21 protein-coding genes and 2 tRNA genes are annotated in these 21,046 nt (G+C 70.0%); 14 read left to right on the top strand and 9 right to left on the bottom strand.

Translation table 11 applies throughout. The features are described 5' to 3' along the window. Nucleotides 1-143 precede the first annotated feature (143 nt). Together efp and earP are read right to left on the bottom strand one after the other, a co-directional pair. The gene (efp, locus tag Tther_RS10650; protein WP_143903683.1) at nt 144-698 is read right to left on the bottom strand and encodes an elongation factor P; all 555 of its coding nucleotides are present in this window, start codon (nt 696-698) and stop codon (nt 144-146) included. Between the two features lie 39 nt (nt 699-737). Then, nucleotides 738-1,901 carry an elongation factor P maturation arginine rhamnosyltransferase EarP gene (earP, locus tag Tther_RS10645; RefSeq protein ID WP_246099011.1) on the bottom strand — a complete coding sequence of 388 codons (1,164 nt, stop codon included), beginning with the start codon at nt 1,899-1,901 and terminating at the stop codon, nt 738-740. Nucleotides 1,902-1,977: 76 nt separating this feature from the next. Here earP and uvrC point away from each other — a divergent pair, with 76 nt between their 5' ends. From uvrC to Tther_RS10595, 10 genes are all read left to right on the top strand, one after another. Continuing rightward, entirely contained in the window at nt 1,978-3,969 is a 1,992-nt protein-coding gene (gene uvrC, locus Tther_RS10640; RefSeq protein ID WP_143903679.1) for an excinuclease ABC subunit UvrC, read from the top strand. Between the two features lie 47 nt (nt 3,970-4,016). Further along, the gene (pgsA, locus tag Tther_RS10635; protein ID WP_143903677.1) at nt 4,017-4,583 is read left to right on the top strand and encodes a CDP-diacylglycerol--glycerol-3-phosphate 3-phosphatidyltransferase; all 567 of its coding nucleotides are present in this window, start codon (nt 4,017-4,019) and stop codon (nt 4,581-4,583) included. A gap of 25 nt (nt 4,584-4,608) precedes the next feature. Then, nucleotides 4,609-5,499, top strand: coding sequence for a DMT family transporter (locus Tther_RS10630; protein ID WP_143903685.1), 891 nt, complete (start codon nt 4,609-4,611; stop codon nt 5,497-5,499). Nucleotides 5,500-5,550: 51 nt separating this feature from the next. Then, nucleotides 5,551-6,648, top strand: coding sequence for a tartrate dehydrogenase (locus Tther_RS10625; RefSeq protein WP_143903675.1), 1,098 nt, complete (start codon nt 5,551-5,553; stop codon nt 6,646-6,648). A gap of 103 nt (nt 6,649-6,751) precedes the next feature. Next, complete coding sequence (locus Tther_RS10620; RefSeq protein ID WP_143903673.1) at nt 6,752-7,027, top strand: HU family DNA-binding protein; 276 nt, start codon at nt 6,752-6,754, stop codon at nt 7,025-7,027. Nucleotides 7,028-7,071: 44 nt separating this feature from the next. Beyond that, a tRNA-Val gene (locus tag Tther_RS10615) sits at nt 7,072-7,147 on the top strand. A gap of 23 nt (nt 7,148-7,170) precedes the next feature. Then, nucleotides 7,171-9,072, top strand: coding sequence for a SurA N-terminal domain-containing protein (locus tag Tther_RS10610; RefSeq protein ID WP_143903671.1), 1,902 nt, complete (start codon nt 7,171-7,173; stop codon nt 9,070-9,072). A 43-nt stretch (nt 9,073-9,115) separates the two neighbouring features. Then, nucleotides 9,116-9,191, top strand: a tRNA-His gene (locus Tther_RS10605). 118 nt (nt 9,192-9,309) lie between these two features. After that, on the top strand, nt 9,310-9,678 hold the full coding sequence (locus tag Tther_RS10600; RefSeq protein ID WP_143903669.1) for a hypothetical protein: 369 nt from the start codon (nt 9,310-9,312) through the stop codon (nt 9,676-9,678). Between the two features lie 79 nt (nt 9,679-9,757). Next, nucleotides 9,758-10,849 carry a nucleotidyltransferase family protein gene (locus Tther_RS10595; RefSeq protein ID WP_221934023.1) on the top strand — a complete coding sequence of 364 codons (1,092 nt, stop codon included), beginning with the start codon at nt 9,758-9,760 and terminating at the stop codon, nt 10,847-10,849. Nucleotides 10,850-10,917: 68 nt separating this feature from the next. Here the strand turns inward: Tther_RS10595 and Tther_RS10590 are convergent, their stop codons facing one another. Beyond that, nucleotides 10,918-12,300, bottom strand: coding sequence for a sodium:solute symporter family transporter (locus Tther_RS10590; RefSeq protein ID WP_143903665.1), 1,383 nt, complete (start codon nt 12,298-12,300; stop codon nt 10,918-10,920). Between the two features lie 143 nt (nt 12,301-12,443). Then, complete coding sequence (locus tag Tther_RS10585; RefSeq protein WP_143903663.1) at nt 12,444-13,439, bottom strand: NADPH:quinone oxidoreductase family protein; 996 nt, start codon at nt 13,437-13,439, stop codon at nt 12,444-12,446. Nucleotides 13,440-13,565: 126 nt separating this feature from the next. On the opposite strand from Tther_RS10585, the gene surE reads away from it, so the two are divergent. The 4 genes from surE (at nt 13,566) to rlmD (ending at nt 17,760) form a co-directional block, all read left to right on the top strand. Beyond that, nucleotides 13,566-14,426, top strand: a complete 861-nt coding sequence (gene surE, locus Tther_RS10580) for a 5'/3'-nucleotidase SurE (RefSeq protein ID WP_143903661.1) — start codon at nt 13,566-13,568, stop codon at nt 14,424-14,426. 104 nt (nt 14,427-14,530) lie between these two features. Next, entirely contained in the window at nt 14,531-15,250 is a 720-nt protein-coding gene (locus tag Tther_RS10575; protein WP_143903659.1) for a protein-L-isoaspartate(D-aspartate) O-methyltransferase, read from the top strand. An 18-nt stretch (nt 15,251-15,268) separates the two neighbouring features. Then, on the top strand, nt 15,269-16,261 hold the full coding sequence (locus tag Tther_RS10570; protein WP_143903657.1) for a peptidoglycan DD-metalloendopeptidase family protein: 993 nt from the start codon (nt 15,269-15,271) through the stop codon (nt 16,259-16,261). Between the two features lie 47 nt (nt 16,262-16,308). Further along, nucleotides 16,309-17,760 carry a 23S rRNA (uracil(1939)-C(5))-methyltransferase RlmD gene (rlmD, locus tag Tther_RS10565; RefSeq protein ID WP_143903655.1) on the top strand — a complete coding sequence of 484 codons (1,452 nt, stop codon included), beginning with the start codon at nt 16,309-16,311 and terminating at the stop codon, nt 17,758-17,760. A 21-nt stretch (nt 17,761-17,781) separates the two neighbouring features. Here rlmD and Tther_RS13300 read toward each other — a convergent pair whose 3' ends face one another. The 5 genes from Tther_RS13300 to Tther_RS10540 all read right to left on the bottom strand — a co-directional run. After that, on the bottom strand, nt 17,782-18,267 hold the full coding sequence (locus Tther_RS13300; protein ID WP_185975069.1) for a hypothetical protein: 486 nt from the start codon (nt 18,265-18,267) through the stop codon (nt 17,782-17,784). 188 nt (nt 18,268-18,455) lie between these two features. Further along, nucleotides 18,456-19,154 carry a Bax inhibitor-1 family protein gene (locus Tther_RS10555; protein ID WP_143903652.1) on the bottom strand — a complete coding sequence of 233 codons (699 nt, stop codon included), beginning with the start codon at nt 19,152-19,154 and terminating at the stop codon, nt 18,456-18,458. A 172-nt stretch (nt 19,155-19,326) separates the two neighbouring features. Continuing rightward, nucleotides 19,327-19,737: an ExbD/TolR family protein gene (locus Tther_RS10550; protein WP_143903650.1), complete on the bottom strand. Its 411-nt coding sequence runs from the start codon at nt 19,735-19,737 to the stop codon at nt 19,327-19,329. A gap of 25 nt (nt 19,738-19,762) precedes the next feature. Continuing rightward, the gene (locus tag Tther_RS10545; RefSeq protein WP_143903649.1) at nt 19,763-20,512 is read right to left on the bottom strand and encodes a MotA/TolQ/ExbB proton channel family protein; all 750 of its coding nucleotides are present in this window, start codon (nt 20,510-20,512) and stop codon (nt 19,763-19,765) included. A 7-nt stretch (nt 20,513-20,519) separates the two neighbouring features. Next, a partial coding sequence (locus Tther_RS10540; RefSeq protein WP_143903648.1) for an energy transducer TonB occupies nt 20,520-21,046 on the bottom strand: 527 nt, incomplete at its 5' end.

Raw genomic sequence — 21,046 nt, 5'->3', positions numbered from 1 at the left:
GCCTGCGGCAGATCACGCGCCGGACCGTGGAAAAACGTGTCGTGCACCAACCGCAGCGAATAGGCAACGCTGAGTGCGCCCGCCAACGTCACCACCAGCGGCACCGCCCACGCCAGCGCACCCGCGCGCGGCTGGGGCGTGATTCAGACCCGCTTGCGGTATTCGCCGGTGCGGGTGTCGATTTCGATTTTGTCGCCCTGTTCGACGAAGATGGGCACCATGACCTCGAAGCCGGTGGCAATCTTGGCCGGCTTGAGCACCTTGCCCGAGGTGTCGCCCTTGACGGCGGGTTCGGTCCAGGTGACTTCGCGCACCACGCTGGTGGGCAGTTCGATGGAGATGGCCTTGCCCTCGTAGAACACCACCTCGGCGGTCATGCCGTCTTCGAGGTAGTTGAGCGCATCGCCCATGTTGTCGGCCTCGACTTCGTACTGGTTGTACTCGGCGTCCATCCAGACGTACATCGGGTCGGCGAAGTAGGAGTAGGTGCACTCCTTCTTGTCGAGGATGATGTTGTCGATCTTGTCGTCGGCCTTGAAAACGACTTCGGTGCCGCTGTTGTTGAGCAGCGCCTTGAGCTTCATGCGCACGGTGGCCGCACCGCGGCCGCCGCGCTGGTATTCGGTCTTGAGGACGATCATCGGATCCTTGCCGTACATGATGACGTTGCCGGCGCGGATTTCTTGAGCGAGTTTCATGGTACCTCTGGCGGGGATTCGTCTGACAAACCCGCTATTCTACCCTGGGCCCGTGGCCGGTGCGTGGCGGGCATCGCCGGGGGCAGCGCGGCGGTGGTGCACGAAGGCCAACAGGCGTGTGAGCATGTCGTCTTGCGCCAGCAGGCGCGCGCGCGTCGCCGCAGCCGCTTCCCGCCAAGTGGCCAGGCGCGCTGGCGTCAGGGCGGGCGTTTCGGCGCCGGGCACCCCGTTCCACGTGCGCATCCAGGCCGCCCAGTCGGGCGGGCCGTCGAACCAGCGCAAAAACGCCTCCAGCTTGGCGTGGTGCGCGTCGTCGTCCTGCGGGTAGAGCTGCCACAGCAGGGGGCGCGCGGCCCACAGTGCGCGCACCAGCGAATCCTCGCCGCGCACCGCATTGAGGTCGCAGGCCCACAGCCGTTCGTCAAACGCGCATTGCGGCACTGCATCCAGCACCTGCACCGTGGCGCCAGGCGGGCACGCTGCGGGGTGCGCGGCGACCTGCGCGGCCCAAGCGGCCGCGCTGCGGCCAGCCGCCACCAGCCAGTGCGCCGTGTGCAAGGCGGGCTGGACGACCAGCTGCGGCAGGGCGCGGGGCTCGTAGCAAAACAGGCTGACCCAGGGGCCGGCGTGCGGCGCGAGGCGGGCGCGCCAGGCCATTGCGTCGAAGCGTGCCTGCCGTTGTGCCAAGTCGGCCTCGCGCAGCAGTCCACCGGTGTCCACGGTAAAGCCGGGGAAGTAAAACCATTTGGTGCGGCCGCGCAGCGTGCCGCTGAGCACCGGGGAGGGCAGGCCGTGGCTGCGCGCGACCCAGGGCTCGGCGCTCAGGTATTCCAGGTTGAGCCACACGCTGGGCCGACCGTCGTGCGCCACGGGTGGCAGCAGCGCCGCCACCCAGGCGTCTGGCACGTGGCAGCCAAACCCCTCGATGAGCACGTCGCCGGGGTCGAGCGCGGGCGGCGGTGCGTCCGCCTGGCGCGGCCATTCGTGCACCCGCACGCCCGGTACCGTGCCGCGGCGGGCGCCGGGGGCCATCCAGTCCAGTGCCGTGGCGTCGTCGATCCACAGCCGCACGCGCTGGCCGGCTGCCGCCAGTTGCCGGCACAGCCGCCAACACACGCCGACGTCGCCCCAGTTGTCGATCACGTGGCAAAACACGTCCCACGTCAGCGGGGGCGTATCCGTGGCGCGTGGGGTGGGGGCCACGCTCGCGCTACAGTGCGCGCTGTGCGGGGCGCCTTCGGCATCGGCCCCGGCGCGGCCTGGAGAAGCGAAAACGGACATGTCAGCGGTGCATTCGGACGAGTTGTTGCGGGCGGTGGCGGCGTTGCCGTCGCTGCCGGGCGTCTACCGGTACTACGACGCGCAGGGCACGCTGCTCTACGTGGGCAAGGCGCGCGACCTGAAAAAACGGGTCAGCAGCTATTTTCAAAAAACGCACGACGGCACGCGCATCGGCCACATGGTCAGCAAGATCGCGCGCTTGGAGACCACCGTCGTGCGCTCCGAGGCCGAGGCGCTGCTGCTGGAAAACAACCTCATCAAGACCCAGCAGCCGCGCTACAACATCCTGTTTCGCGACGACAAGAGCTACCCCTATTTGCGTCTGAGCGCCAGCACCTGGGACGCGCACGCGCCGCAGGCGGGCCAGGCCCCTGGCGCGCCCAACCCCGACCATTATCCGCGCATGTCGTACTACCGCGGGGCCGTGGACCGGCGGCACCAGTACTTCGGGCCGTACCCCAGCGCCTGGGCCGTCAAGGAGACGATCCAGCTGCTGCAAAAGGTGTTTCGCCTGCGCACCTGTGAGGACACGGTGTTTGCGCACCGCACGCGGCCGTGCTTGTTGCACCAGATCAAACGTTGCAGCGGGCCGTGCGTGGGCTTGATCGCGCCCGCCGAGTACGCGGCAGACGTGCGTGCGGCCAGTGCCTTTTTGAACGGTGAGAGCCAGGCCGTGCTGGCAGAGCTGGAGGCGCGCATGATGGCCCATGCCGAGCGGCTGGCGTTCGAAGAAGCGGCCGAGGTGCGCAACCAGATCTCCGCGCTGTCGCGTGTGCTGCACCAGCAAAGCATGGAAAGCCTGGACGAGCAGGACGTGGACATCCTGGCGGTGCGCGTGCAGGGCGGGCGCGCCTGCGTCAACCTGGCGATGGTGCGCGGCGGCCGCCATCTGGGGGATCGGCCGTCCTTCCCCGCGCATGTGGAGGACGGGGCGGCGCTGGCCGACTTGGAGCAGCCGGGTTCGGTGGAGCAGCGCGTGCTGGAAGCGTTTTTGGCGCAGCACTACACCCAGGTGCCGCCGCCACCGGTGCTGGTGCTGGGCGCGCCGGTGGATGAGGCGCTGCTGGCGGCCTTGTCCGAGCAGACCGGGGTGCGGATACGGGCGGTCTTCCACCCACGCGAGCAGCGCCGCGTGTGGCTGGAGATGGCGCAGAAAAACGCCGACTTGCAGCTGGCGCGGCTGCTGGCCGAGGAGGGTTCGCAACAGGCGCGCACACGTGCGCTGGCCGATGCGCTGGGGCTGGTGGCGGACACGCCCGAGGCCCTGGCCGCACTGCGCATCGAGTGCTTCGACATCTCGCACACCGCGGGTGAGGCGACCATGGCCTCGTGCGTGGTGTTCGAGGGCCACCGTATGCAGCCCGCGCAGTACCGCCGCTATGCGATCGAGGGGATCACCCCCGGTGACGACTACGCCGCCATGCGCCAGGTGTTGCAGCGCCGCTACGCGCGCGTGGCGGCGGCGCTGGCCGATGCCGGGGGCGACGCCGGGCAGGGCGAGGGCGGCGCCGCCGTAGCCCGTGGCCGGGGCGAGGCCCGGCTGCCCGACGTGGTGCTGATCGACGGCGGGGTGGGCCAGGTCAACGCCGCGCGCGAGGTGTTCCAGAGCTTGGGGCTGGACACCGGCCGCCTGGTCGGGGTGGAGAAGGGCGAAGGGCGCAAGGTGGGTCTCGAGGAGCTGGTGTTGGCCGATGGTCGCGACAAGATCTACCTGGGGGCGGATTCGCCGGCGCTGATGTTGATCGCGCACATCCGCGACGAGGCGCACCGCTTTGCCATCACCGGAATGCGCGCACGCCGCGCGCGCACGCGCACCGGGGGCAGCCGTCTGGAGGACATTCCCGGCATCGGTCCCAAAAAGCGGGCGCGGCTGTTGGCGCGCTTTGGCGGCGTGTGGGGAGTGGCGGCGGCCAGCGTCGAGGATTTGGCAGCGGTCGAGGGCATTTCGCGCGAGTTGGCCGAGGCCATCCACCGTGCGCTGCACGGTTAACGCGTGTGACGGCTGGGGGCGGGCGCCGTGCGCATAATCGGGGCACCATGTTTTTCAACCTGCCGACGCTGCTGACCTGGGCCCGCATTGCGGCCATACCGCTGATCGTGGCGGTGTTTTACTGGCCAGGATTGTCGGTGGCGCTGCAAAATGCGCTGGCGACGGGGTTGTTCATCGTCTTTGCGCTGACCGACTGGGCCGATGGCTACTTGGCGCGCCGGCTGCGGCAGACCTCGGCCTTCGGCGCTTTTTTGGACCCGGTGGCCGACAAATTTTTGGTGTGCGCCTGCATGCTGGTGCTGGTGCACCTGGGGCGCGCCGACGTCTTTGCGGGGCTGATCATCATCGGGCGCGAGATTGCGATCTCCGCCCTGCGCGAGTGGATGGCGCAAATCGGCGCGGTGCGCAGCGTGGCCGTGCACATGGTGGGCAAGGCCAAGACGGCCACGCAGATGGTGGCGATTCCGTTTTTGCTCTACGACGGCGTGTTGTGGGGGGTGGACACGCGCTGGTGGGGCACGCTGTTGCTGTGGCTGGCGGTGGTGTTGACCATCTGGTCCATGGTGTACTACCTGCGCCGCGCCATCCCGGAAATCCGCGCCCGTACTCGGTGACCCCCACGTGCAGCCCAGCCCGATGATGCCTGACGACGACTCACCGTGGATACGCGCCATGCCGGCGGTGTTCGTGCTGATTTGGAGCACGGGTTTCATCGTGGCCCGCTATGGCATGCCGCACGCCCCGCCCATGACCTTTTTGGCGTGGCGCTATGCCCTGTCCATCGCCTGCTTGGGCGCGTGGATCGCGGCCGCGCGCGTGCCGTGGCCGCGCGGGCGGGCCCAATGGGGGCATCTGGCGGTGACGGGCGTGCTGATGCACGCGGGCTATCTGGGGGGCGTGTGGGCCGCGGTCAAGGCGGGCATGGGCGCGGGCCTGTCGGCGCTGATCGTGGGTCTGCAGCCGGTGCTGACGGCGGTGTGGTTGTCGGGCACGGGCGGGCGGGTAACGGCCCGGCAGTGGCTGGGCCTGGCGCTGGGTTTTGCCGGGTTGGTGCTGGTGGTGTCGCACAAATTCGGCGGGGGCGGGCCGGGGGATACCGCCACGCCGCGCAATCTGGCCTATGCCGTCGGGGCGCTGCTGGCCATCACCGCCGGAACGCTGTACCAAAAGCGCCACTTGCAGCCGTGCGACGTGCGCACCGCCAACACGGTGCAGCTGGGGGCGGCGCTGCTGGTGACGTTGCCGCTGGCGCTGCTGGAGAGCGAGCCGATGCGCTGGAACGCTGAGTCGGCCGGCGCCATGGCGTGGTCGGTGCTGGGGCTGACGCTGGGCGGCAGCTCGCTGCTGTATCTGCTCATCCAGCGCGGCGCCGCCGCGTCGGTGTCGAGCCTGATGTACCTGGTGCCGCCGTGCACCGCGCTGATTGCGTGGCTGTTGTTTGGCGAACCGATCACCGCCACCACGTTGGCCGGCACGGCGCTGACCGCCGTGGGCGTGGCGATCGTGGTGCGCGCCACGCGGCCGCGCTGATGCCCTGTCGATGGCCCTGCCGTTCGTGTTGATCCGCCGGAGCGACCCGTCATGACCCCTGCACACCGTATCGCCGTCATCCCTGGCGATGGCATCGGCACCGAAGTCGTGCCCGAAGGGCTGCGCGTGCTCGAAGCCGCCGCCGCGCGCTTCGACATCCCGCTGCGCTTCGAGTCGTTCGATTTTGCCTGCTGGCCTTATTACGAGCGCCACGGCGGCATGCTGCCGCCCGACTGGCGCGAACGCCTCATGGGGTTTGAGGCGATTTACTTTGGCGCCGTGGGTTGGCCGGAAAAAATCCCGGACCACATCTCGCTGTGGGGGTCGCTGCTGCAGTTTCGGCGCGTGTTCGACCAGTACGTCAATGTGCGCCCGGCGCGCCTGATGCCGGGGTTGCGCTCGCCGCTGGTGCGGCGCGATGGCACCCCGCGCCAGCCGGGTGAGATCGACATGCTGATCGTGCGCGAAAACACCGAAGGTGAGTACTCCAGCATCGGTGGCCGCATGTTCGAAGGCACCGAGCGCGAACTGGTGGTGCAGGAGACGGTCATGACCCGCCACGGCGTGGACCGCGTGTTGCGCTTTGCCTTCGAGCAAGCGCGCCGCCGTCGCGGCCGCCTGACCAGCGCCACCAAGTCCAATGGCATCAGCATTTCCATGCCCTACTGGGACGAACGCGTGCGCGCCATGGCGGCGCAGTACCCGGACGTGAGCGTGGACCAGTTCCACATCGACATCCTGACCGCGCATTTCGTGCAGCGGCCCGAGCACTTTGACGTGGTGGTGGCGAGCAACCTGTTCGGCGACATCCTCAGCGACCTGGGGCCTGCGTGCTGCGGCACGATCGGCATTGCGCCGTCGGCCAACCTCAATCCCGAGCGGCGCTTCCCATCGCTGTTCGAGCCGGTGCACGGCTCGGCCCCCGACATTGCCGGGCGTGGCATCGCCAACCCGATTGGCCAGATCTGGTCCGGGGCGCTGCTGCTGGATTTTTTGGGTTACCGTGCGGCGCACGATGCCATCGTGCGCGCCATCGAGGCCGTGCTCGATCCCGCCAGCGGTGGCCCGCGCACGCCCGACATGGGCGGGACCGCCCGCACCACGGATGTCGGCCGCGCCGTGGCCGAGGCGCTGCGCACAGGGGTCTGACGGGTGCGCTTCGACCGCCGTGTGCGCCCCCTGGGCATGGGTAGAATACGCCCCCTTTTCGTTGGCGCCGTTGCGGTGGCGCCGGCTTTGGAGAGAGCCTGATATGAACAAAGCACAACTGATCGATCACATCGCCGAACAGGCCCAGCTGACCAAGCAGGAGGCGGGGCGCGCGCTGGAGGCCTTCCTGGGGGCGGTGACCCAGACCCTGGCGCGCGGCGGGGATGTCACGCTGGTGGGGTTTGGCACGTTCGTGGTCGACGAGCGCGCGGCGCGCAAGGGGCGCAATCCCAAGACCGGCGCGGAGGTCGAGATTGCTGCCGCTAAAATACCGAAATTCCGTCCGGGCAAGGCGCTCAAAGACGCTGTCAACGGATGACCGCTCCGCCGGGCGCTCAGCATTGCTGAGCCGCCCCCCGGATCGGGTGCTTAGCTCAGCTGGTAGAGCGGCGCCCTTACAAGGCGTAGGTCGGCGGTTCGATCCCGTCAGCACCCACCATCTCTTCCCCGCACGCGCAGGCCATGTTCGACGTCTTTCGCAACAACATGAAAGTGCTCATGGCACTGCTCATGCTGTTGATCATCCCCTCGTTCGTTTTCTTCGGCATCGAGGGCTACACGCGCTTTCGGGACCCATCCGAGCCGGTGGCGCGCGTGGCGGGTGAGCGCATCACCCGCACCGAGTGGGACGCGGCGCACCGGCGCGAGGTCGAGCGACTGGCCGCGAGCATGCCTGGCGTGGACCGCGCCCTGCTGGAAAGCGATGCCAGCCGGCGCGCCACGCTGGAGCGCATGGTGACCGAGCGCGTGCTGGCGCGCGCCGCGCAGGACATGCGGCTGGTGGCCACCGACCGGCGGCTGGCGGCGGAGCTGCTGCGCGATCCCACGATTGCCGGCCTGCGCAAGGCTGACGGCAGCCTGGACGTGCAGCGCTATCAGGACCTGCTGCGCGCCCAGGGCTTGACGCCCGAAGCGTTTGAAGCCGGTGTGCGCGCCGACTTGGCGCGCCGCGCCGTGACGCAAGCCGTGGCCGACAGCGCCTTCGTCGGCCAAGCGGTGACCGAGCTGGCCACCCAGGCCTTTTTCGAGCGGCGTGAGGTGGCGCTGGCAGCGTTTCGGCCAGCCGATTACCTGGCGCGCGTGCAGGTGACCGATGACGAGGTCAAGGCCTACTACGAGGCGCATGCCGACGACTTTCGCACCCCCGAGCAGGCGGCGATCGAATACCTGGTGCTCGATCTGGACGCGCTGGCGGCGCACCTCAAGCCGAGTGAGGACGAGCTGCGGGCGTACTACCAGCAAAACGTGGCCGATACCGCGCGCGCCGAGCAACGGCGCGCCGCCCACATCCTGCTGCAGGTGGCGCCGGACGCACCTGCCGACCAAAAGGCGCGCGTGCGCGCGCAAGCCGAGCAAATCCTGGCCGAGGTGCGACGCGATCCCGCGCGCTTTGCCGAACTGGCGCGCCAGCATTCGCAAGACCCCGGCTCGGCCGCGCGTGGCGGCGACCTCGACTGGTTTGGGCGCGGGGCGATGGTCAAGCCCTTCGAGGATGCGGTGTTTGCCCTGCAAAAGGGCCAGATTTCCGACATCGTGGAAAGCGAGTTTGGCCTGCACATCATCCAGCTGCTGGACGTGCGCCGCCCGCCGGCGGAGCCGTTCGAGCAAGCGCGGCCGCGCATCGAGGCCGAACTGCGGCGCCAGCTCGCGCAGCGCCGCTTTGCCGAGGAGGCCGAGCGGTTTGGCAACTTGGTCTATGAGCAAGCCGACAGTCTGGAGCCCGCCGCGCAGGCCCTGGGCCTGACGGTGCGGCGCGCCACGCTGGAACGCACCGGGCCGGTGGGGGCCGACGCCGATGCGCTGTTGCGCGAGCCGGCCGTGTTGCGCGCCGTCTTCAACGAGGAGGCGCTGGGGCAAAAGCGCAACAGCGCGGCGATCGAGCTGGGTGGCAACCGCTTGGTGTCGGTGCGCGTGACCGAACACCGTCCGGCGCAGCGCCGCCCCTTGGATGCGGTCGCACCGGACGTGCGCCAGCGTCTGCTGCAGGAAAAGGCGCGTGCCGCGGCGCTGCAGGCGGCGCGTGATGCGCAGGCGCAATGGACCGCGCAGGCCCCGGCGGCCAACGCGCTGCGCGCGCCCGTGCTGGTGTCGCGCCAGGAGACCCATGGCGTGCCCCCGGCGGCGGTGCGCGCGGCGATGAGCGCCCGACTGGACGGCGATGCGCCCGCCTGGGTGCTGGTCGATTTGGGCGCTGAGGGGGCGGCGGTGCTGCGGGTGCGCCGCGGCCCCGCGCGCGAGACCCCCGACCCGGTGCGCGTGCGCAACGAGCGCGAAGAGCTCGCCCGTCTGTGGGGTGAGGGCGAAGCCCAAGCGTATTTGGCGGCGCTGCGGCAGCGCTACAAGGCCGAGGTGCTGGTCAAGTGAGGCGCGGCAGCGCCGTTTTCGACGCTATAATTCCATTTCTACGGTGGCTGTAGCTCAGTTGGTAGAGTCCCAGATTGTGATTCTGGTTGTCGTGGGTTCGAGTCCCATCAGCCACCCCAGTGCAACATGCAACCTTCAGGGCCCGACAGGGCCCTGAAGCGTTTTGGGGGTCATCGTCCCCGTGCCGGGCGGGGTCGTGTCATAGGCAGCGCCTGCACACCGGTGTACGATGGCGCGATGCATCAGCGCAAACCGGGTGGGGGATACGACAGCCGCGCGGCCTACGCGGCGGATCTGGGGCCACTGCGCGTACGCATGGCGCGTGAGTTGGCCATCCTGGCCGCGGTCTTGTACGCGGTTTTTGGTGTCCTCGACTGGTGGGCCATACCGTCGGCGCTGGCGCCCGGCCCTGGGCTGCCGCCGCTGGCGGCCCAGGTGGCGCGTGTCGATCCGATCGCGTTTACCAAAGTATCGGCGCTGGGGGTGGAGGAGCAGCGGGTGCCCGTGGTCCTGATCCTGGTCGAGCCGCTCATCCAGACCGCGCTGGGGGACGGGTATCGGGTCGAAGCACGCATCGTCGTGGCGCCCCAGCCGGCGGCGACTTGAGGCCGACAGTGTGCGTGCGCGGGCTGGCACAATCGTGCCCATCCGCAATGCAGCACACGAGATCTCGATGGCCAAAGGCATGATCCTCGCGGCGGGCCAGGGCACACGCGTGCGTCCCCTGACCAAAGACCTGCCCAAACCGATGATTCCCATCCTGGACAAGCCGGTGATGGAGTATTTGGTGGAACGGCTCGCCGCCCATGGCGTGCGCCAGATCATGGTCAACGTTGCGTGGAACCACCACAAGATCGAGCAGTACTTCCGCGACGGCCGGCGCTGGGGGGTGGAAATTGGCTACTCCTTCGAGGGGGTGTACGAGCACGGCGACATCTTGCCGCGGCCGCTGGGGTCGGCCGGCGGCATGAAGCGCATCCAGGACATGAGCGGCTTTTTCGATGAGACCACCATCGTGCTGTGTGGCGATGCACTGGTCGATCTGGACATCGGCGCAGCGCTGGCCGAGCACCGCGCCAAGGGGGCGCTGGCGAGCGTGGTGACGCTGCCCGTGCCGCGTGAGCAGGTCGGCAACTACGGCATCGTGGTGGCCGACGAGGACGGTCGCGTGCGCTCTTTCCAAGAAAAACCCCGGCCTGAGGAGGCCCGCTCGCAGCTGGCCAGCACCGGCATCTACATATTCGAGCCGGCGGTGTTGGACCTCGTGCCCTCGGGCCAGGTGTTCGACATTGGCAGTCAGCTCTTTCCGCTGCTGGTCGAGCGCGGTCTGCCGTTTTATGCCCAGAGCCGTCCCTTCCACTGGATCGACATCGGCCGCGTGAGCGACTATTGGTCGGTGTTGCAGCGCGTGCTCAGCGGCGAGCTGGCCGATATGCACATGCCCGGCAGCGAGGTGCGGCCCGGCGTGTGGGTGGGGCTCAACACGCGCATCGATTTCGACCGGGTGCAGATCAGCGGGCCGGTCTACATCGGCTCCAGCGTGCGGCTCGAGCCGGGCTGCTCGATTGTCGGGCCGGCATGGATCGGCCATGGCAGCCACCTGAGCGCGGGCTCGCGCGTCGAGCGCAGCGTCCTGTTCGAATACACGCGCATCGGCGCCGGCATGTTGTTCCAGGACATGATCGTTTCGCCCAGCTACTGCGTGGACCGCCACGGCCGCGCCACCTACGTGGGCGATGACCGCTGTCCGTTGCGCTGGGGCGACGCGCGGGGCTGAAGGTCGCTTGGCGAGCGCGCGGGCATGGCGGGCGCGCGCGGCGCTGATCCGGTCGGTTGCCGGGGCCCTTAGCCGCGGCGCGGGGCCAAGGCCGAGACCACCAGCGTCACCACGCTCGAGGCCGCGAGGGCGCCGACGAATGGCGCCAGGGTCGGCACATTGGCCGGGAAGGTGGCCGCGATCACCCCTTGTGTCAGGCTCCCGCTGGCCCAGGCCCCGGGCAGCACCGCGCCGAGCAGGCCGGCGGCCATCCCGGCGAGCGCTGCCGCGCGCGAGGTGCGGGGGCGCAGGCCCAGTAACAGGGGCACCACGGCCGTGGCGCACAGCAGGTCCGCGATCAGGAACAGGCGCAGCACCGACAGGCCCTGCCAGGCCACCGCGATCACGGGCACCATCAGCAGCACCGTGGTCCAGCGCGCAGCGGCCAGCGAAGCGTTGCGCCGCTGCGTGACCAGCAAGGCGGCCAAGCCGTTTTGCAGCGTGTCCACCGACGACGCCACCAGCGCCACCGCCAACACCAACACCGGCGCCACGACCCAGCCCGGCGCGTGCTGCACCAGGGCAAAAAACGGCACCGGCGGCGTGCCCAACGGCAGGCCCTGGCGCGCCGCGAGCATGCCCAAGGCGCCCACGCCGGCGATGGCGGCCGCGGTGGCCACCGCCCCCAGCCAGGCGCCACGGTGCAAGGCGGCGTCGTTGCGGGCGGCCCAGACGCGCTGCCAATAGCCCTGGTGGAACAGGTTGGCCGCGGTGACCGCGATGATGAGCGTGAGCGCCACCGACAGCCCGACCGACAGCGGCGCCGACGCGGGGGCCGCGGTGGGCACCGGGGTTGCTGCGGGGCCCGCCGGGGTTTGCGCCACCACCCCGGCCACCACGGCGAGCAGGGCCAGCAGCAGCCACGCTTGCCAGCGGTCGGTGGCCAGGCTGGCGCGCAGCCCACCCCAGGCGGTGTAGAGCAGGGTCACGGCGGCCACCGCCAGCACGGCCCAACGGCCATCGCCACCGGTCAGCAGCGCCACGATGCCGCCCAAAGCGGTCAGCTCCGCCGTCAAAAAGCACAGCATGTACAGCAGCGACAGCGCCAGCACCCAGCCGCGCACCGGGGCCCCAAAGCGCTCCAGCGCATAATCGGTCAGGCTGCGGCCGCCGGGCAACAAGCGCCGAATCGCCGGTCCGCACCACGCCAGCACGAGAAACGGCAGCGCCGCGCCGATGGCATAGCCGGCCAGGGCCACCGGGCCGACGAAGGCGGCGATTTCGGGGGGCACAAACAATATCCACGCCCCCAGGCCAGACGCCAGAAAGGACAGCCCCAGCGTGGTCGCGGACTGGGTCTCGCGCGCGGTCAGGTACTCGTCGAGGCTGGCGTCGGCGGTGCGGGCACGCAGCCCCACCCACAAAAAGACCAACAAGGCCGCCCCCACCGCGGCCATCGGCATCCAGGTCATGTCGCGCTTCCTCCGCCGGTACGAACCGGATCAGGTTCCAGGGTCTGGGTGTCGGCCCCCGTGGCCTGCCACCCACTCTCAGCCCGTGCCACCCGGCTTCGGGTGCGCGCCGGGCTCCCCTGGCGACTGCAATAGGCGCGATTCTAGTGGGTGTCGTTGCGCAAGACGAGCTTGCCCATGACCTGCCGTGCCGCCATGCGGGCATAGGCCTGGGGCAGTTCCGTCATCGGCAGCACGGCGTCGATGACGGGCCGGTAGTGGCCTTGCAGGTAGCCCTGGGCCAGCGTGCGCAGCATGGCGGCATTGGCCTGGGGTTCGCGGCGCGCGAATTCGCCCCAAAACACACCCACGATCGAGGCGCCCTTGAGCAGCGGCAAATTGAGCGGCAGGCTGGGGATGGGGCCCGCGGCAAAACCGATCACCAGGTAGCGGCCGCGCCAGGCGATCGAGCGCAGCGCCGGCTCGGCCAGCTCGCCGCCCACGGGATCGTAGATCACGTCGGGGCCGCGTCCGTCCGTCAGGCGCTTGAGCTCGTCGCGAAAGCTGCCGCTGGCGGTGTGCACCGAGTAGTCGAGCGTGGCATCCGCCCCGATGCGCTGGGCGAGCGCGCATTTGGCGGCGCTCGAGGCGGCGGCGATCACGCGCGCCCCGGCGTGCTTGGCGATCTGGATGGCGGCCGTGCCCACGCCGCCCGCGGCACCCAGCACCAGCACCGTCTCGCCCGCGCGCAGCGCGCCGCGATCGAGCAGCGCGTGGTGCGACGTGGCGTAGGTCATGATGAAGGCGGCGGCATCGGTGAGGTCAAACCCCGGCGGCAGCGGGATGCAGCGCTCGGCCGGCGCCAGCGTGTGGGTGGCAAAGCCACCGGTGCCGGTGAGGCAGGCGATGGGCTGGCCCACCTGCAGCTGGGTGACATCGGGGCCCACGGCGCGCACGATGCCGGCAAATTCCGACCCGGGGACGAACGGCAGCGGCGGCTTGAACTGGTATTTGTTCTGCACGATCAGCAGGTCGGGGAAATTGAGGCTGGCCGCGGCAATCTCGACCAACACCTCGCCCGGGCCCGGCGCAGGGGTGGGCAATGCCTTCCAGGTCAGGGCGTCGACGCCCACGGGGTTTTCGCACAGCCAGGCGTGCATGCGGTGTCTCCTGTATAGAGGGGGCAAACCATGGCAGGCGCGGGGCTGCGCCTGAGCCAAGGCATGATAGGTGGCGGGGGTGGCGCGCGCTGTCGCCGATGCGGCGCGACCCCTACAATCCCCGGCATGCGGATTTTGCTTTCCAACGACGACGGCTACCAGGCGCCCGGCATCGTCGCACTGGCGCAGGCGTTGTCGGCCTTTGCCGACGTCGACGTGGTGGCGCCGGAGCACAACAACAGCGCCAAGTCCAACGCGCTCACGCTGCACGCACCGCTGTACGTGCACCGCGCCGGTGAGCACGTGCGCTATGTCAACGGCACGCCGGCCGACTGCGTGCACATCGCGCTGACCGGGTTGCTCGACTACCGGCCCGACGTGGTCATCTCCGGCATCAACAACGGCGCCAACATGGGCGACGACACGATCTATTCGGGCACCGTGGGCGCGGCCATGGAGGGCTATTTGTTCGGGGTGCCGGGCATTGCGTTTTCGCTCACCGACAAGGGCTGGGCGCATTTGGACGATGCCGCGGCGGTGGCGGCGGCGTTCGTACGCACGCTGGCCCCCGCCATCGAGGCCCACCGCCGCGCCAGCGAGGACGCCCCGCACGACGCCGCGCACCCGGGGCCGTGGCTGCTCAACGTCAACATCCCCAGCCTGCCGCGCTCGGCCATACGCGGCTTCAAGGTCGCGCGCCTGGGGCGGCGCCACGCGGCCGAGCCGGTCATTACCCAGGTCAATCCGCGTGGCGAGACGATGTACTGGATAGGCGCGGCCGGGCCGGCCAAGGACGACGCCGAAGGCACCGATTTCCATGCCACGCGGCAGGGCTATGTGTCGATCACGCCGTTGCAGATCGATTTGACCGACCACGCCCGGCTGGCCTACTGGGGACAGACGGCCGCTGCGCTGTCGGCCACCCACCGTGCCGACGCCGCGAGCGCGCCGCCGGTGTCCGCCAGCGTGGAGGCGCGCCCGTGGTAAAGCCCGGCCCTCAGCCAGCGTCGGCCGGCCCAGCAGCGCCGGCAAGGCCGCGCTTTCCGGCCACGCTCGATCGCGTGGCGCCCGGTGCGGCGACCGCAGGGCGGATGGCGCTGCGGGGTGCGGGCGAGGGCGGTACGGCGCCGCGGCGCCCGCACCCCCCCGAGCACGCCAGTGGCGTCGGGCTCGATTCGGCCGCGGTGCGCCATGCGATGGTGCAGCGCTTGGCGCAACAGGGTCTGCGTCACGAGGCCGTCCTGCACGCGCTGGCAGCGGTGGAGCGCCACCGCTTCGTGGACACGGCGCTGGTGGCCCAGGCCTACGAGGACACCGCGTTGCCGATCGGCTGGGGGCAGACGATCTCCAAGCCAAGCGTCGTGGCGCGCATGTTGGAGTTGCTGTGCGAAGGTCGCGCGCTGCCGTTGGGTCGTGTGCTGGAAATTGGCACCGGCTGCGGCTACCAGGCGGCGCTGCTGGCGCGCCTGTGCCAGGAGGTCTACAGCATGGAGCGCCTGCGGGCCCTGCATGAGCGCGCGCGCGAGAACCTGCGCCCCTTGCGCATCCCCAATGTGCATTTGATTTTTGGCGACGGCACCGCAGGCTTTCCAGCGGGTGCGCCGTATGCGGGCATCATCGCTGCGGCGGGGGGCGATGACATCCCGTCGGCGTGGTTGCAACAGCTGACCGTGGGTGCACGGCTGGTGGCGCCGGCCGAGCTCGAGCCGGGGCGCCAGCACCTGGTGGTGGTGGAGCGCACCGAGCGTGGCTACGAGCGCCGGGTGCTCGAGAGCGTGTGGTTCGTCCCTCTAAAATCGGGCACCGCTTGACGGAGGACAGACGCAGCGATGAATCGTCAACCCCATGGGACCGCAGCCCCCCGCACGGGCGCTTGGCGTTGGCTGGGGCCGGCGCTGGGCTTGGCCGTGGCGCTGGCGGGTTGTGCCGCACCCAAGAAGCCGGCACGCCAGGCCCCGATCGTGGATCGTTCCACCGCTCCCGCGACGGCGCCCGTCGCTGCGCCCGCGGCCACCACGGCCGCAACGGTCTCGGCACCACCGCCCCCAGGCAGTGAAAACGCCGGCAAGCCGGGCTACTACACCGTTCGGCCCGGTGACACCCTCTACCGCATTGGCTTGGAGCAGGGGCAAAGCTGGCGCGACATCGCAGCCTGGAACGGCCTGAGCAATCCGAATCTGATCGAGGTCGGGCAGGTGCTGCGCGTCGTGCCCCCAGGGGCCGTGCCCGCATCGGCCGCCACGACCCCCGCGACCCCCGCGCCGGACAGTGGGGATGTCGTGACCACCAAGCCTGTGGCCAGCGGCAGCGTGCAGCCGCGCCCCCTGGAGGCATCGGGCGCGACGGCGACGGCGGCAACCCCGGCAGGGACTGCCGCCCAGCGGCCGGTGGCCACCGCTGCGGCGACCCCCGCGCCAGCCGCGGCGGCTCCTGCGGCACCGGCGGCCAGCGCCGACGCTGTTGCGCTGATCTGGCCGGCCAAAGGGCCGATCCTGTATGCATTCGATGAAACGCGCAGCAAGGGGGTTGGCATCGGCGGGCGCGCTGGTGATCCGGTGCTGGCGGCAGCCGATGGGCGTGTGGTCTATGCTGGCTCGGATCTGCGCGGCTACGGCAACCTGATCATTCTCAAACACAACAACACCTATTTGACGGCCTACGCCCACAACCAGACCCTGTTGGTGCGCGAGGACCAGACGGTGCGGCAAGGACAAAAAATTGCCGAGATGGGCAGCAGCGACGCCGACCGCGTGAAGCTGCATTTCGAGGTGCGGCGACAGGGCAAACCGGTCGATCCGCTGACGCTGTTGCCGAGCCGCTGATGGCCGCGCCCTGGCAAGCTCCGCCCGCGTCTGCGGCGGACACGGACATGGCCGCGCTGTCGGCCGCGCCCACCGATGCGTTGCGGCCGCCTGGCGTGCCGCCCGAGGCGCTTTGGGTGCAAGCGCTGGACCTCGAAGCGCACGGCATTGCCCGCCGCGCGGACGGCAAGGTGGTGTTCATCGACGGTGCTCTGCCCGGCGAGTGGGTGGAGGTGCAGGTCACGCGGCGCAAAAACCAGTGGGAGGCGGCCGATCTGCGTACCGTGCACCGCGCCTCGCCGTTGCGCGTGACGCCGCGCTGTCCCCATTTTGGCTTGCACGCCGGCGCATGCGGCGGGTGCAAGATGCAGCACCTGGAGCCCCAGGCCCAGGTCGCCATCAAGCAGCGCGTGCTCGAGGACAACCTGTGGCGGCTGGGCAAGGTGCGGCCGCAGCAGGTGCTGCGGCCCATCGTCGGACCGGCGTGGGGGTACCGCTGGCGCGCCCGGCTGGCGGTGCGCCACGTGCCCAAAAAGGGTGACGTGCTGATCGGCTTTCACGAGCGCAAGAGCCGCTATGTGGCCGACATGGTCAGCTGCGCCGTGCTGCCCCCGCACGTCAGCGCGCTGTTGCGTCCGCTGCGGCGGTTGCTGATGGAGCTGGAGGCGCGCGATCGGTGCCCGCAAATCGAGCTGGCTTGTGGTGAAGGGGTGACGGCGCTGGTGCTGCGGCACCTCGAGCCCTTGTCCGACGCCGACACCGCCCGGCTGCAGGCGTTTGCCCGCGCACACGCCGACGCGGCCGTGCAATGGTGGCTGCAGCCCAAGGGGCCGGACAGCGTGCACCGGCTTGACCCGGCCGATGGCACCCCAGCGTTGCACTACGCCCTGCCAGAGTTCGGGCTGCGCATGCCGTTTCGTCCCACCGATTTCACGCAGGTCAACCCCCACATCAACCGCGTGCTGGTGGCGCGGGCGCTGGGCCTGCTGGGGGCGCAGCGCCACGAACGCGTGATCGACTGGTTTTGCGGCCTGGGTAATTTCACCCTGCCGATCGCCACCCAGGCTGGCGAGGTGCTGGGCGTCGAAGGCAGTGCCGCGCTGGTGGCGCGCTCGCGCGAGAATTGGCTGGCCAACCAGGAGCTCCGCGGCGGACTGGCGCCGACCACCTTCGTGGCGCGCAACCTGTTCGAGATGACATCGGCCCAGCTGGTGGCCGACGGCGTGGCCGACCGTTGGCTGGTCGATCCCCCCCGCGAGGGGGCGTTTGCCCTGGTCAAGGCGCTGGCGGAGCTGCACCAGGCCGCGCTGGCGGGTGCCGAGGCGCCGCTGACGCCGCAGGGCCAGCCGTGGCGGCCGCCGCAGCGCATCGTCTATGTCAGCTGCAACCCGGCCACGCTGGCGCGCGACGCGGGCCTGTTGGTGCACCAAGCTGGCTACCGCTGCACCGCGGCGGGCGTGGTCAACATGTTTCCGCACACCGCGCACACCGAGAGCATCGCCGTGTTCGAGCGCGCGTAGTGGCCGCAGCGCACCCGGTGGTCAGCGGCTGGCGCCGTTGGCAGCGGGCGGCGCGATGCGCGGCACGATGCTGCCCGTGGGTGGCGTGGTGGGGGCAGCGGTCGCGGCGGGTTTGGTGTTGGGGTCGGCGCTGGCTTTTGGCGCCGGGGTCACCACCTCTTCGTCGGGCGCAGCGTCGGCGGCTTTGCTTGGGGGGGATGCCGGCGGCAGCGCGGGAATGTCGTTTTCCCGCATGTATTCATCCATCTCGCGCCAGCCGGCAAAGATGGCGGCCTTCGATGCCTTGGGGTTGGCGGCGTAGCAATCTTCCAGGCTGCGCTGGGTGTGGCGGCAGCCGGCCCCGATGGCTTTGCCGTCGGCCTCGCGCCGCTCGGCCTGCTTGGCCGGGGTGTCGATGCCCAGCATGTCGCAGCCCGCCAGCAGTGCCGTGGCGGTCAGCAGCGCCCACCACGCCGGCATGCGGCGGCGCGACGTGGGCGAAGCAGGGGCAGCGGCATCGGGCCTCATGCGCACATTGTCGCGGACATGCGTGTTGGCCGCCAGCGGGTGCAAGCCGCAAAAAAGCCGCTTTCAGCCCGCCATTCCGCCCGTTTGGCTGCCTGACCAGGCAGCGTCCAAGCAAAGCCCTCCCCGGCGCTGGGCACGGGGAGGGAACGGGGGCGGGGCAGCACACCGCCAACGCGCCGGGCGGGGCCTCAGTCGCGCTCGCCGCCGAAGATGCCCAGCAGCGCCAGCAGGCTCTGGAAGATGTTGAACAGGCTCAGGTACAGCCCCAGCGTCGCGGTGATGTAGTTGGTCTCTCCGCCATCGACGATGCGCTTGAGGTCAACCAGCAAGAAGGCGCTGAAGATGCCGATGGCCATCACCGACAGGGCCGCCATGAAGGCGGTGCTGCCGACGAAGACGTTGATGATGCCGCCGACGAGCAGCACGATGGCGCCAAAAAACAGCCACTCGGCCAGACCGTCGAGATCGCGTTTGACGATCGTGGCCATGTTGGCCATCACGAAGAACACCGCCGCCGTGCCACCAAAGGCGGTCATCACGAGTTGCGCGCCGTTGGCAAAGTCCAGCACGGCGGCCAGCAGGCGCGACAGCATCAGCCCCATGAAGAACGTGAACGCCAGCAGCACGGCCACGCCGGTGGCCGAGTGTTTGGTGCGCTCGATGGCGAACATGAAGCCAAACGCGCCCGCCAGAAAGACGATCAGACCGATGGGGCCGGTCAGCGCGGCCGTGATGCCGGTGCTGATGCCGATCCAGGCGCCCAGCACCGTGGGCACCAGGCTGAGCGCGAGCAACCAGTAGGTGTTGCGCAGCACGCGCTGGCGGTCGCCGGCCAAAACGGCGGTGCCAAAACGGCCATAGCCGGGACGGGTGGTGGTGTCATACATGGGCGGTTTTCTCCTCGTAATCAACGCAGCCGCACGGGCGCGGCCGATGCCAGGGTTCGCGGTGTTTTGATGCGTTCGGGTGGCCAAAGTTCACGCGGACTGGCCCTGTCGTCACCGTGCGGCACGATCGCGACGGGGCTGGCGCCACGGTGTTGGGCGCCGGCGGCGCGGCTCAGGGCTGCTCGGTCACGAAGCCGATGCTGCGCACGCCCGCGCGCTGCGCGGCGGCGAGCACCTGCGCCACGCGCTCGTAGCGCACCGCGCGGTCGCCGTGCAGCTGCACCGCTGGCTGGGGCTCTTGTGTCGCCACTTCGGCCAGGCGCGCCGCCAGTTCGGCGTCGCTCAGCGGGGTCTCGTTCCACAGGTAGCGGCCCTCGGCGTCCACGGCCAGCCGGATCGCCTGCGGCAGCGGCGCCTGTGGTGCGCTGGCGGCGCGCGGCAACTCGACCGGCACCGCGTGCTGCATCACCGGGATGGTGATCAAAAACACGATCAGCAGCACCAGCATCACGTCGATGAGCGGGATCATGTTGATTTCGCTCATCAGCTCGCCGTCGTCGTCGGTGGCGGGGGAAAACGCCATGTCGATCCTCCTTACCTGGATAGGGTCAGCGCGCTTCGGCGCGCAGCGCGCGCACCTTGGCCCCCTGCTCGGCAGTGCCCACGCGGGCGCCGGTGACCAGGTAGGCGTGCAAATCGTGCGCAAAGCGGTTGATCTGGTGCACCAGCGCCTTGTGCCCGCGCACCAGGGCGTTGTAGCCCAGCACCGCCGGGATTGCCACCGCCAGGCCGAGCGCGGTCATGATCAGCGCTTCGCCGATGGGCCCGGCCACCTGATCCAGCCCGGCCGAACCGCTGGTGCCGATGCCGATGAGCGCATGGTAGATGCCCCACACCGTGCCGAACAAGCCCACGAACGGGGCGGTGGAGCCGACCGACGCCAGAATCCACAGCCCGGCTTGCAGCCGCGCGACGCAATCGTCGATGGCCTGGCGCAGCGCGCGTGTGACCCAGTCGCTGATGTCAAAGCCGTCGTGCAACTGGGGGGCGCGCTCGCCATCCAGACCACGGATGTGCGCCGCCGCCTCGCGGCCCTGCGTGGCCAGCAGGTAAAACGGGTTGTCGGCGCTGTCACCCAACCGGGTCAGGCCATCGGCAAAGTCGCGGCTGTGCCAAAAGGCCTCGACCTGCCGGGCCTGGCGGCGGTGGCGGCGCAGGTCCAGCGCTTTGAGGAGGATGACCACCCACGACGCCACCGACATGAGCAGCAGCAGCACGGCGATGGCACGGATGAGGCCGTCGCCCTGCGCCCACAGGTGGGCCAGGCCGAAGGCGGCGGTAGCAGAGGGGTTGTCCATAGCGCAGTCACTCCAGTTGAAATTGAATGGGGATCAAAAACCACATCGCCTCGGGCACACCGTTGCGCTTGCCGGGTACGTAGGTCCAGCGCAACACGGTTTGGCGCGCCGCCTCGTCCAGGCGCTGGTAGCCGCTGGAGCGGTGGATTTCGGCGGCCGAGGCGGTGCCGTCGGGTTCGATGCGCACGCGCAGCACCACCCGACCCTCTTCGCCCAGGCGGCGGCTCAGCGGCGGATAGGGCGGCGGCGGGTTGCGCAGGTAGGCCGCGCTGGCCGAGGGCAGCTCGACGGGCGCAGGGGCGGTGGCCACGGCCACGTGGGTGGGCCGGCCCCCTGCGCCCGCATGCGCGTTCGCGTTCGAGGGGGGCGCCGCGGCGGTCTCGGTACGGGTGGCCGTCGCCGACGTCGTGGGTGCGGGTTCGGCCGCCACGGCATCGGTGCGCGCTGCGGCGCTGTCCGGCGGGGGGGCCGGCGCGGGCGTTGCGGCGGGCGTTGCGGCGGGCGTTGCGGCGGGCGTTGCGGCGGGCGTTGGGG

Origin of the sequence: Tepidimonas thermarum (assembly GCF_007556705.1) — a bacterium.
Lineage (GTDB): Bacteria > Pseudomonadota > Gammaproteobacteria > Burkholderiales > Burkholderiaceae_C > Tepidimonas > Tepidimonas thermarum.
Note: the sequence above shows the minus strand (reverse complement) of the source record. Positions and strands in the feature narration are given on the sequence as shown.

Coding starts and splice junctions, on each gene's coding strand:
- Tther_RS13300 (WP_185975069.1), bottom strand. CDS start 18,267: ATGAGGCCCGATGCCGCTGCCCCTGCTTCGCCCACGTCGCGCCGCCGC.
- efp (WP_143903683.1), bottom strand. CDS start 698: ATGAAACTCGCTCAAGAAATCCGCGCCGGCAACGTCATCATGTACGGC.
- Tther_RS10600 (WP_143903669.1), top strand. CDS start 9,310: ATGCATCAGCGCAAACCGGGTGGGGGATACGACAGCCGCGCGGCCTAC.
- Tther_RS10575 (WP_143903659.1), top strand. CDS start 14,531: ATGGCGCTGCGGGGTGCGGGCGAGGGCGGTACGGCGCCGCGGCGCCCG.
- Tther_RS10585 (WP_143903663.1), bottom strand. CDS start 13,439: ATGCACGCCTGGCTGTGCGAAAACCCCGTGGGCGTCGACGCCCTGACC.
- surE (WP_143903661.1), top strand. CDS start 13,566: ATGCGGATTTTGCTTTCCAACGACGACGGCTACCAGGCGCCCGGCATC.
- Tther_RS10630 (WP_143903685.1), top strand. CDS start 4,609: ATGCCTGACGACGACTCACCGTGGATACGCGCCATGCCGGCGGTGTTC.
- Tther_RS10590 (WP_143903665.1), bottom strand. CDS start 12,300: ATGACCTGGATGCCGATGGCCGCGGTGGGGGCGGCCTTGTTGGTCTTT.
- Tther_RS10595 (WP_221934023.1), top strand. CDS start 9,758: ATGATCCTCGCGGCGGGCCAGGGCACACGCGTGCGTCCCCTGACCAAA.
- rlmD (WP_143903655.1), top strand. CDS start 16,309: ATGGCCGCGCTGTCGGCCGCGCCCACCGATGCGTTGCGGCCGCCTGGC.
- Tther_RS10555 (WP_143903652.1), bottom strand. CDS start 19,154: ATGTATGACACCACCACCCGTCCCGGCTATGGCCGTTTTGGCACCGCC.
- Tther_RS10620 (WP_143903673.1), top strand. CDS start 6,752: ATGAACAAAGCACAACTGATCGATCACATCGCCGAACAGGCCCAGCTG.
- Tther_RS10545 (WP_143903649.1), bottom strand. CDS start 20,512: ATGGACAACCCCTCTGCTACCGCCGCCTTCGGCCTGGCCCACCTGTGG.
- Tther_RS10625 (WP_143903675.1), top strand. CDS start 5,551: ATGACCCCTGCACACCGTATCGCCGTCATCCCTGGCGATGGCATCGGC.
- uvrC (WP_143903679.1), top strand. CDS start 1,978: ATGTCAGCGGTGCATTCGGACGAGTTGTTGCGGGCGGTGGCGGCGTTG.
- pgsA (WP_143903677.1), top strand. CDS start 4,017: ATGTTTTTCAACCTGCCGACGCTGCTGACCTGGGCCCGCATTGCGGCC.
- Tther_RS10550 (WP_143903650.1), bottom strand. CDS start 19,737: ATGGCGTTTTCCCCCGCCACCGACGACGACGGCGAGCTGATGAGCGAA.
- Tther_RS10610 (WP_143903671.1), top strand. CDS start 7,171: ATGTTCGACGTCTTTCGCAACAACATGAAAGTGCTCATGGCACTGCTC.
- Tther_RS10570 (WP_143903657.1), top strand. CDS start 15,269: ATGAATCGTCAACCCCATGGGACCGCAGCCCCCCGCACGGGCGCTTGG.